General features: G+C 59.5%; 10 protein-coding genes. 9 read left to right on the top strand and 1 reads right to left on the bottom strand.

The features are described 5' to 3' along the window. Positions 1–11 precede the first annotated feature (11 nt). From EYB53_RS26570 to EYB53_RS04790, 4 genes are all read left to right on the top strand, one after another. Complete coding sequence (locus EYB53_RS26570) at positions 12–173, top strand: DUF4351 domain-containing protein (protein WP_371879067.1); 162 nt, start codon at positions 12–14, stop codon at positions 171–173. A 36-nt stretch (positions 174–209) separates the two neighbouring features. Then, positions 210–836, top strand: a complete 627-nt coding sequence (locus EYB53_RS04780; RefSeq protein WP_256439662.1) for a phosphatidylglycerol lysyltransferase domain-containing protein — start codon at positions 210–212, stop codon at positions 834–836. A 295-nt stretch (positions 837–1131) separates the two neighbouring features. Continuing rightward, entirely contained in the window at positions 1132–2982 is a 1851-nt protein-coding gene (locus tag EYB53_RS04785) for an RCC1 domain-containing protein (RefSeq protein WP_167857260.1), read from the top strand. 499 nt (positions 2983–3481) lie between these two features. Beyond that, positions 3482–4543 (top strand): alpha/beta fold hydrolase, encoded by a 1062-nt coding sequence (locus EYB53_RS04790; RefSeq protein ID WP_135477073.1) that lies wholly within the window; start codon positions 3482–3484, stop codon positions 4541–4543. A 36-nt stretch (positions 4544–4579) separates the two neighbouring features. On the opposite strand, the gene EYB53_RS04795 is transcribed toward EYB53_RS04790, so the two are convergent. Next, positions 4580–5233 carry a Rossmann-fold NAD(P)-binding domain-containing protein gene (locus tag EYB53_RS04795; RefSeq protein WP_135477074.1) on the bottom strand — a complete coding sequence of 218 codons (654 nt, stop codon included), beginning with the start codon at positions 5231–5233 and terminating at the stop codon, positions 4580–4582. Positions 5234–5766: 533 nt separating this feature from the next. On the opposite strand from EYB53_RS04795, the gene EYB53_RS04800 reads away from it, so the two are divergent. The 5 genes from EYB53_RS04800 to EYB53_RS04820 all read left to right on the top strand — a co-directional run bounded on the left by EYB53_RS04800 (position 5767) and on the right by EYB53_RS04820 (position 8988). Further along, the gene (locus tag EYB53_RS04800) at positions 5767–7410 is read left to right on the top strand and encodes a type I restriction-modification system subunit M (protein WP_205712578.1); all 1644 of its coding nucleotides are present in this window, start codon (positions 5767–5769) and stop codon (positions 7408–7410) included. A 273-nt stretch (positions 7411–7683) separates the two neighbouring features. Next, a complete protein-coding gene (locus tag EYB53_RS04805; protein WP_135477076.1) occupies positions 7684–7905 on the top strand; it encodes a hypothetical protein in 222 nt (73 codons plus the stop codon). Further along, positions 7905–8345: a PIN domain-containing protein gene (locus tag EYB53_RS04810; protein WP_135477077.1), complete on the top strand. Its 441-nt coding sequence runs from the start codon at positions 7905–7907 to the stop codon at positions 8343–8345. The genes EYB53_RS04805 and EYB53_RS04810 overlap by 1 nt, the downstream gene beginning before the upstream one ends. After that, positions 8342–8566 carry a DUF433 domain-containing protein gene (locus EYB53_RS04815; RefSeq protein WP_135477078.1) on the top strand — a complete coding sequence of 75 codons (225 nt, stop codon included), beginning with the start codon at positions 8342–8344 and terminating at the stop codon, positions 8564–8566. Before EYB53_RS04810 ends, EYB53_RS04815 begins: the two co-directional genes overlap by 4 nt. Then, positions 8563–8988: a restriction endonuclease subunit S gene (locus EYB53_RS04820; protein WP_135477079.1), complete on the top strand. Its 426-nt coding sequence runs from the start codon at positions 8563–8565 to the stop codon at positions 8986–8988. The genes EYB53_RS04815 and EYB53_RS04820 overlap by 4 nt, the downstream gene beginning before the upstream one ends. Positions 8989–8996: the final 8 nt, after the last annotated feature.

The following is an 8996-nucleotide window of genomic DNA, read 5'->3' on the forward strand; positions in this document are numbered from 1 at the left end:
GTCAGTTTGCCGTGTTGCTGCGCCTGTTGGAACGTCGCTGTGGTGTCGTACCTGCGACATTATTGAACCAGGTAGAGCAACTGTTGCCTGCGCAAAGGCTTGCGTTGATCGATGCGGTGCTTGATTTCGAGGGTGTGGCTGATCTGGAAGCGTGGCTAGCCCAGAAGCAATAGGCGTACATTATCGTCCAGACAAACATTCGGCTTTTGTTGCACCGTTATGGTTGGCACACGATGTCGTGCCAGCTTTTGACCCGTGGCCTGACCTACTGGTTTCCGCCTGAAGGTGATGTGGTTGTCGGCTATGTCTCTGCGGCCCGGACACGGGTCGTCGCGGCGGCGCCGGTTTGTTCGCCAGAGCGGCTTGCTGAGGTGACACGTGCTTTTGCGACTGATGCGGCCAGTCATGGCGAGCGGGTCTGTTATTTTGGTGCCCAGGCACCACTGCTTGATGCGCTGGCCTGGCAAACGCCGACGGCGCGGATGGTACTTGGGGCCGAGCCAGGCTGGGATCCTGCGCACTGGCCGAATGTGCTTCGTCGGAAAGCCTCATTACGCGCCCAACTGGCTCGGGCGCGTCATAAAGGTGTGACCGTTGTGGCTGTTGATCCAGAGGTGGCGAGGTGTGAACCAGCGGGCGGGGGCGATCTTTGGGAGCGTGCCCCATGCAAAGACGCTCACGCGAAGGCGCGAAGACGCTTACGCAAAGGTGCGCAGGGCGCGCATGGCGCGCGCCCCTCCGCGAAAACCTTTGCGCCGTTGCGCCATGATCACCGGGGCGTTCCGGTAGCGGTGACTGGTGCATCCACCGCCACGGAAAAAGTTAATTGTGCATAACCATACAAAAAAAGATCTTCACGCAGGGCTTCATCAACCTTCACTATCGCGGGTTCGCGGCTATGGTATGCTCAGACCAGGAGCCTCCCTGCATCATCGCCATGCTGACCGTGCGTTGGGTTGTTCCAGCAGTGGGTCGTGTCCACCTGATCCTTTTCCGTACGCCGGCGATGAAGCGTCGCGATGCGCAGGAGGCCGTCTTTGCCCACCCTGCGCCCGTGGCGCGCCCGTGGCTTCGCTGACGCCATCGTGTGCAGAGGCACGGCGGGTGGTGATGTACGAAGGGAGACCCGTGATGCGTCGCATCTTCATGCTCTTGCTCATGATCGTCGGCCTCGGGGTTCCGCTGTTGTTGACCAGCCTCACGTCGCTGGCGGCGCCGCCAGTGCATGAACCGCTGGCATCGGCGGCGACACAAACGGTGATCGATCTGCATTCGCACGCCATCCGCGATCTCAGCAGCACCGACCTGCCCCAGGTGAGCGCTGGCGGCGATCGTACGTGTGTCATCAACCGCGCCGGGCAGTTGTCTTGCTGGGGCGCATCTTCTGAGGTACCATCCGACCTTGGCGCAGTCAGTCAAGTCAGTGTGGGTGGTGGTCACATTTGTGCGGTGACGGCGAACGGGGCGTTGCGTTGCTGGGGGGCGAACGGAAACGGCCAGGCGGAGGTTCCAGGTCATCTGGGTGTTGTGAGCCAGGTCAATGCAGGTGGTGAGCACACCTGTGCGGTGACGATGGACGGGGCCTTGCGCTGCTGGGGGAGGAATAATGACGCTCAGGCGACTGTGCCGAGTGACCTCAGCGCGGTCAGTCAGGTCAGCGCGGGTAATCGTCACACCTGTGCGGTGACGTTGGCGGGGGCGTTGCGCTGCTGGGGCTGGAACGAGTACGGCCAGGTGACCGTGCCGGGCGACCTCGGTGCCGTGAGCCAGGCCAGCGCGGGTTTTGGTCACACTTGTGCAGTGACCAGGTCGGGCACAGTGCGCTGTTGGGGCGCGAATGGGTTTGAACAGAGCAGCGTGCCAGTGAATCTTGGCCCAGTGGTGCAGGTCAACACAGGAAGTGGGCACACGTGTGCGGTGACCACCGAAGGTATGCTGCGCTGCTGGGGCGGAGCCGGGTATGGTGAGAGTGCTGTCCCTGCCGACCTGGGGGTGGTTTTCCAGATGAGTACCGGTTCTTATCATACCTGTGCGCTGACTATTGACGGCAGTACACTAAGCTGTTGGGGGGCGAACGGAAGCGGCCAGGCAACGATACCGGGAGATCTCGGCACGGTCAGCCAGGTCAGCGCGGGTGCTGCTCACACCTGTGCGGTGGCGGCAGATGGGTTATTGCACTGCTGGGGATGGAACAAGTACGGCCAGACAGAGGTGCCAGTTGACCTGGGCGCGGTGAGCCAGGTGAGCCTGGGGGGGGCGTATACGTGCGCAGTGATGGCGCGCGGTACGGTGCGCTGCTGGGGGTACAACGAGTGGGGCCAGGCGGAGGTGCCGGGCGATCTGGGCGCGGTCAGCCAGATCAGCGCGGGTGGGTCGCACGCCTGTGCATTGACGACGACCGGGAATCTACGCTGCTGGGGGAATAACTCGTACGGCAAGGCGACGGTGCCATCCGATCTCGGCGCAGTCAGCCAGGTCAGCGCGGGTGATCATCACACCTGTGCATTGACAGCGCGAGGGGCGCTGCGCTGCTGGGGGAGTAACTCTTACGGTAAGGTGACGGTACCGGATGACCTCGGTGCAGTCAGCCAGGTCAGTGTGGGGGCTAATCACACCTGTGCGATCGGGGCGATCAGGACACTGCATTGTTGGGGGGAAAATACCCTCGGCCAGGCGACCGTGCCGACGGATCTCGGTCTGGTCAGCCAGGTCAGCGCAGGAGGTGGGCACACGGCCGCGGTGAAAGCCGATGGAACCTTGCGTTACTGGGGGCAAAACGAAGCTGGACAAGCGACAGTACCGGAAGACCTCGGTGCTATCAGTCAGGTTCGTGCGGGTGGGGCACATACGTGCGTGGTAACGACCAAGGGCACGCTCCACTGCTGGGGGCGCAACTCCTCTGGCCAGACGACCATCCCGCGTGATCCGTTGCGGGTCACGGGTCGCGATGAACGGGTCTATGTGCCAGTGTTGCGTCGGTAAGCGAGGAGGTGCGCTCTGCTCCGGTGCCTCGTGCGCCGCAAAGGGCTGATGCAACGTCATCTGCGGATGCTATTTAGCCCTACCGGGACTTTGTAACAGCACGCGATGCGCCTGCCGGTGCGCCACCACGAAGGAAAACGGGGGCGTGGGGGAACTTGGTTCCCCCATTTTCAGCGTAGCCCTGCCCTGGGCAGATGGGTATGGTATACTCCATGCATCAAGCCTTGTGCAAAGCAAACGTTGTTGGATTTCCCCGCTCGTGGGGATGGTTCCTGTGCCCTGCTTGAGGGCCAGGTTCTTCGCCTCGCTCAACGCACGGTCGGTGGGTCGGCAGGTGTTGCGACCGAGCGGGTTATCGGTTTTCAAGGGGCGAGGCTTTGCATCTCAATGAGGAGAACGCGCGTATGATGATGGATGGCTATCGCAAGCGGGATGACGAGGGGGTCGCCAGGTGGGACGAGCAAGGTGCGCGTTCCCATTGCGCCAAAGGAGGAGCAGCATGATTGAGAATGCGTACTATAGCCCGGAGTTTCACGGCGAGTATGAACTCGTCAGCATTGGTCGGCTTGAGCTCGAAGAAGGTGGCATCATTCCCGACTGTCAGCTCGCGATTACGACCTGGGGGACGCTGAATGCCGCCAAGGATAATGCCATTCTGATCCCCACTTGGTATTCTGGCACCCATCAGATCTGGCGCGATGTGTATGTTGGCCCACAGCATGCCCTGAACCCAGCGCAGTATTTCATCGTTGCGATCAATCAAATTGGCAATGGCCTGTCGACCTCGCCGCATACGGCGACCGGCCCAAATGCGGCGATTGCCATGGCGAACTTTCCCCGCGTTCGGATTGGCGATGACGTGGTGGCGCAAGAGCGTTTGCTGCGCCAACACTTTGGGATCGAACGGCTCCAGTTGGTCGTTGGCGGATCGATGGGCGCACAGCAGACCTACGAGTGGGCGGTACGCTTCCCTGACAAGGTGCTGCGGGCGGCGCCGATTGCGGGCACAGCCCAAAATACGCCCCACGACTACCTGTTTACCGCGACCCTCAACGAGGCGATCTGGTCTGATCCAGGCTGGAATGGCGGAAACTACCGCTCACACACCGAGGTTATCACCGGCTTGCAGCGCCAGGCCCGCCTCTGGGCGGTCATGGGCTTCTCGACCGAGTTTTGGAAGCAGGAAATCTGGCGAGGCATGGACTTTGACTCGAAGGAGGCCTTCCTGACAGGTTTTCTCGAGCCGTACTTTACCGCGATGGATCCCAACGCGCTGTTGTGCATGGCCTGGAAATGGCAGCACGGCGATGTGTCACGCCATACGAACGGCGATCTCGCCGCTGCGCTGGGACGGATTACCGCACGAACCTTCGTGATGCCGATCAACGAAGATATGTTTTTCCCGGTACGCGATTGTCAGGCTGAGCAAGCACTGATTCCGGGCAGCGAATTACGCGTCATTGACGATCTGCTTGGCCACCTGGGTCTGTTCGGGGTCGCCCCAACCTTTATCCAGCAGGTGGATCATCACCTCAGCGAATTGCTAAACACGCCGGTGTAAAGAAGCACCGTGTCACGCTGCCGGTGCATTGGTTGTTCACGGCGATGGTCGAGCAATGTGCTTGCCCGACCATCGCCCCGAGCCTGAGGCCTGAACAAAGACGACCATGTGCTCGCTGGCAACGGTGCCAATGGCATGATCTGTGCTGATGCGGTTCCATTGCGGTAATGGTGATGTGGTATCGCTAGATGTCGTTTTCGATGGAACCACTCCGACCGCAGTGAAGCTCAAGAACAGCACATGCAAGCGGCGTATGACGGTAAGCTGCAAGAAGATACTCTGCGTCACATTCGTCTGACCCGCAGCGGTACCGGTAATAATGCCAGCAATCGTATAGACCCCTGGCGCAACCGTGTTGGCCACCGCAGCGGCAATACTGATCTGCTGTGACGAACCGACAGCAATGAAGGTCGAACCAGAGGTAGCGATGTGAATCCCAGCGGGAATATTGCTAAAAGCAAGGGTAAACGTACGATCCACCGCACCAGGGATATTATTATTCGTGACGGTAATCAGAATCTGATTTGTCCCACCAGGCGCAACGCTGATCGCAGGGGTGGGAGGATCAACCGTAATCGCGGTTTGAGCGCTAAGCGGGGATGAGGTGAACGGGGCGGTTACCGCGAGAAAGAGTGCAACAATGACGAACGTGGCAACCGTGGCATTGCGCCAGTGTATACGCTGGTTCATAAATACACGCAGCTCCTAACAGAGGTGGTATCTTGAGTATTATACTCATGAGGGTTTTCTCATGTCAAGATAAGAACCCACAGCTTTCAGGGCGATGGCATCATACGAAACCGGATACAAAAAGACGCTCTATCAGGGCACCCGCAAGGGGTGCCCCTACAGGCCGGGTGCCGGGCCCGGTGTACGGGCACCCCTTGCGGGTGCCCTGGCGGGTGCATGCACGCAAGATGCCATCGCCCTACCACAGCTTTCAGGGCGATGGCATCTTCTGCCCTCGCAACGAAGGCCGGTTGTTTGACGCAAAGGCGCAGAGGCGCAAAGGTATGCAATACCTTTGCGCCTTTGCGTCAATACGGATCTGTATGCGCAGCGTTGCGTCTTTGCGTCAATACGGATCTGTATAGGCAGCGTTGCGTCTTTGCGTCAACATGGGTATACTAGCCGTCAACAACCGCTCTCCCACGGTACGTTGCGGCTCTGGCCCGTCGCTGTGGGCTCCCCATAGTGCCTGGATTGGGCGAAGGATGATCACCGTGTCGCGTGGACGCTCCAAAAAATCGTCGTTGCCCTCCAATGATCTCCCTGCGGCCAGTGGGTTCGATCAGGTGCCCTCGAATGGTCAGCAGTTGACTATCAGCGCGTTGGAGACCTGGCTCTGGGATGCCGCATGTGCGATCCGCGGTGCAACCGATGCCCCGAAGTTCAAAGATTTCATTCTGCCGCTGGTCTTTTTCAAGCGGCTTTCCGATGTCTTTGACGATGAAGTGGCAAAGCATGCGGCGACGTTCGGGGGCGAGGATGTTGCCCGCACGGTGATCGAGCAGGATCACGCTGATGCGTTGCGCACGGGCCGTAAGCCGATTGTGCGCTTCTTTGTGCCAACGGCGTATCAGTGGAGCCGCATTCGTAACCATGGTGCTGATGGGACGCTCGGTGAGTTTGCTACCACGGCGATGCGCGAGACGGCTCGGTTGAACCCCGATCTCCAGGGTGTGCTCGATGTCAAAGACTTTAATGAGCGTCAGAGCGGTCAGCGCACGCTTGATGATGACCGCCTCGCTGCGCTGATCGAGGTGATCAGTCGCCATCGCCTGGGCCTCCAGCATACCGAGCCCGATGTGTTGGGGCGGGCCTATGAGTATCTGCTGCGCAAGTTTGCCGAGGGTCAGGGTCAGAGCGCGGGCGAGTTCTATACGCCCAAAGAGGTTGGCTTTCTGATGGCCGATCTGCTCGATCCGCAGCCCTATACCGAGATCCACGATCCGACGTGTGGCTCTGGTGGGCTGTTGCTCAAGCCGCGTCTGCGCTTCGAGGAGAAGCACCCGGCGCAGCGTAGCCAGGCTCCGCGCCTCTTTGGCCAGGAACTGAATCCAACTACCTACGCGATGGCGAAGATGAATATGTTCCTGCATGACTATACCGACTCGGAGATCGCGATTGGCGATACGTTCACTACGCCGCGTTTTGCGAGCGCCGGGGCGGGGCTGCAACGCTTCGACTATGTCGTCGCGAATCCGATGTGGAACCAGGACAACTACGATGAGGCGTTCTATGACGCCGATGCCTGGGGCCGCTTTGGGGCTGGACAGCCGCCGGGCAGCAGTGCCGACTGGGCCTGGGTGCAGCATATCCTGGCGTGCCTCAAGGAGACCGGGCGGGCGGCAATTGTGCTCGACACCGGCGCGGTTTCGCGTGGCTCGGGCAGCAAGTCGTCGAACAAAGAAAAGACCATCCGCGCCGCCCTGGTCGAGCAGGATGTCATCGACGGCGTGGTGCTGCTACCCGAGAACCTCTTCTATAATACCAGCGCACCGGGGGTCATCCTGCTGCTACACCGGGGCAAACCAGCGACACGCAAGGGCCAGATCCTGCTGGTCAACGCCTCTGCCTACTTCGTCAAGCGCAAGCCCAAGAACGAACTGACCGAGCAGGGCATCGCGGCGGTGGCCGAGGTCTACCGCGCCTGGGAGAGCCGCGCCAAGTTGAGTCGGGTGATCACGCTGGAGCAAGCTCGCACCGCCGATTACAACCTCAGCCCCTCGCAGTTCGTCACCGTGACCGACCGCGCACAGCACCGCCCGCTCGACGCCATTCTCGCCGACATCGCCGCAGCCCGCACCGAGCGCGAACGGGCCGATGCAGAGTTGGCACGGGTGATGGAAGCGCTGAAGCGGTAAAGCGGTAAAGCGCAAAATGTAAAGCAAGCGAAGCAAAGCGGGCGGTTGTTTTGACGCAAAGGCGCAAAGGCGCAGAGGCGCAAAGGGGAACATGGAAACTCCGCGCCTCCCCGGCTCTGCGGCTCTGCGTTAAAGATCGCGAAAGAAGGCCGGTTGTTTAACGCAGAGACGCGGAGGCGCAGAGGAGTTTTATATCTTTGCGCCTTTGCGTCAACATGGGTATACTAGCCGCTAGCAACCGCTCTCCCACGGTACGTTTCAAGGAGGCAAATCATGACCCTGCAAGAGATGCTGAGAGAGATCCCTCGCCTTACGACGCGTGAGCAGTTGCTGTTGTTAGAGGCAGTCAGTCGCTCGTTGCGAGCGGATCTCGATGCGTATGATATGCACGGATCGGCGGAGCGTTTACTAGGCATTATCACGACGGATGAGGAACTGACTGACGAGGATGTTGAGCGTATCCGTTTTGAGCATTTGACGGAGAAGCATTCGTGATGCGGGTGCTGATCGATACCGATGTTGTGCTTGACCTTATGCTCAAGCGTGCCGCATTTTTTGCCGACGCCTTTGCAGTCTGGAAAGCTGGCGACCAGGGACGCTATGAGCGTTATGTTGCAGCGATGACGCCGGTCAATGCCTTTTACATCGCACGGAAATTCCTCGGCGCACCAGCAGCACGGCTGGCTGTCGGTGAACTGCTCGCCGCGACGAAGGTTTGCGACATCAATGCGTACGTCCTCACGACAGCCTATAGCTCGTCTATGGCCGACTTCGAGGACGCGGTTCAGGTTGCAGCGGCGCAGGCCGCCGGGATCGACGCTATCGTCACCCGCAATGGTGCTGACTACACCGGCGCACCCATGCTCACATTGACACCGATGGAACTGCTGAGCCGACTGATGCAGACACCTGAAGCGCCTGGTGGAGGGCAATGACCAACCCACTGGATCGCATCACAACCAACCCCGACCAATGCGGCGGGCGACCCTGCGTTCGGGGCATGCGGATTCGGGTGGCCGATGTGCTCGATCTCTTTGCGGCGGGCTTATCTGGAGACGAAGTGATCGCCGACTTGCCCGATCTCAAGCACGAGGATCTGATCGCTTGTTTCCAGTATGCCGCCCGCCAAGTTGATCCGAAAGTACTATCTAAATGACTACTGAACCAGTGCTGTTGCAAGATGTGGCTGAAGCGCAAAGCGGTAAAGCGCAAAGCGCAGAGAACTTGCCCAATGGGTGGCGGACCACTACGCTTGGGGAGATGGGAGCTGTAAGCGGAGGGGGGACTCCTTCAACAAGCATTGATGCCTACTGGAATGGTGACATACCCTGGCTCGTGCCAAGCGATGTGACAAGTAATCCTGAACTGTATATTAGTCGCACAAGTAGAAACATTACGAGCAACGGGCTAGAAAATTCCTCAACAAAGTTGCTACCACCAGGCACGGTCTTGATGACTAGCCGTGCAACCATTGGTGAAGTTGTCATCAATACTGTAGAGATGGCGACAAATCAGGGTTTCATCAACCTTATCCTTACCGTTCGCTTATTTCTAGACAGGGTTCGGAGAATCTGGTAGGCTCGTGG

Origin of the sequence: Candidatus Chloroploca mongolica (assembly GCF_004762035.2) — a bacterium.
In the GTDB taxonomy this organism is placed as follows: Bacteria; Chloroflexota; Chloroflexia; order Chloroflexales; family Chloroflexaceae; genus Chloroploca; species Chloroploca mongolica.